This is a genomic window from Psychrobacter sp. T6-1, assembly GCF_052258445.1.
In genome coordinates, this window is record NZ_JBQQFC010000480.1 from 1 (window position 1) to 1,295 (window position 1,295).

General features: G+C 46.1%; 1 protein-coding gene and 1 pseudogene. Both read left to right on the plus strand.

What is annotated here, in order from left to right:
- Window positions 1–885 (plus strand): membrane dipeptidase (locus ACTXGO_RS13955; protein WP_443574943.1); only part of this gene is annotated, 885 nt, incomplete at its 5' end.
- A gap of 183 nt (window positions 886–1,068) precedes the next feature.
- Window positions 1,069–1,295 (plus strand): annotated as a pseudogene (locus tag ACTXGO_RS13960) (BCCT family transporter); the annotation flags it as partial.

A 1,295-nucleotide genomic window follows, 5' to 3' on the forward strand; every position in this document is an offset into this window, starting at 1 on the left:
TTGGTCTATCACGAAAACGCACGCCAAACGATGACCCGCTTTGCTGAATGGCATGCGCGCTTTGAGCAAAATAGCGATTTGATTATGCCTGTATATTCTACCAGCGATATCAAAACCGCTAAAGAGCAAGGCAAAGTCGGTATCTTCTTTGGCGCGCAAAACTGCTCGCCTATCGATGATGAGATAGGTCTGATCAGCGTTATGCGCCGTTTGGGGTTACTCATTATGCAGCTGACATATAACAATCAGAGCCTGCTGGCAACGGGCTGTTATGAGTCAAAAGATAGTGGGGTGACACGCTTTGGTCAGCAAGCGATAGCGGAGATGAACCGCGTCGGTATGATTGTCGATATGTCGCACAGTGCTGAGCAATCAACGCTGGAAGCGATAGAGGTATCGTCGCGTCCGATCTGTATTAGCCATGCCAATCCGACTACCGCGCATGATGCGCTACGTAACAAGTCAGATACGGTGATTAGCGCCTTAACCCAAGCAGGTGGGCTATTAGGCTTTAGCTTATACCCGTTTCATTTGCCGAACGGTAGCGACTGCAGCCTTGATGATTTTTGTACCATGATTGCCAACTGCGCTGATAAATACGGCGTCGAGCATTTAGCGATTGGTAGTGACTTGTGCCTCAATCAGCCCAAATCAGTGCTGGAGTGGATGCGTAACGGGCGCTGGTCAAAGGCAATGGACTATGGCGAAGGCAGCGCGAGTAACTCAGGCTGGCCGGATAACTTGCCTTGGTTTGCAGGTGAGAAAGGTATGGAGAATATTTATAACGGTCTGCTTAAGCATGGCTTTAATAAGGTTGATGCTGGCAAGATCATCGGACAAAACTGGTTTGACTTTTTGGAGCAGGGACTTAAGCCTGTGCCTTAGTACGAAAAGCGTGTAAGCATAGATATTTATTACCGTCAAAAGTCACTTCGCTATAAAACACCTGCTGTTCTATAGCGCTCATTGCCATTTAAAGATACAGATTTTAAGGATGATTATCCTATTTTGTCTCTCATTGAATTTGTACCTTAGTTAATTTTGATGCAACAGGACTGGAGCCATATCATGGCAGATTTAAAGGGATTTAACGATAAAGAGCAAGGACGCTCACATAATCTAAGCGCAGCTACGGGTCATCTAACGCGCACGGAGGTGTCAACAGATACTTTGGGTCTTAAAAACCCCGCCTTTTGGTATAGCGGCGGTTTTATCACTCTCTTTGTCTTGATGGCAATATTTGCAGAAGAGCAGCTGGGTATAATTGTAAATACTGCTTTTGCATGGTCAGCCAA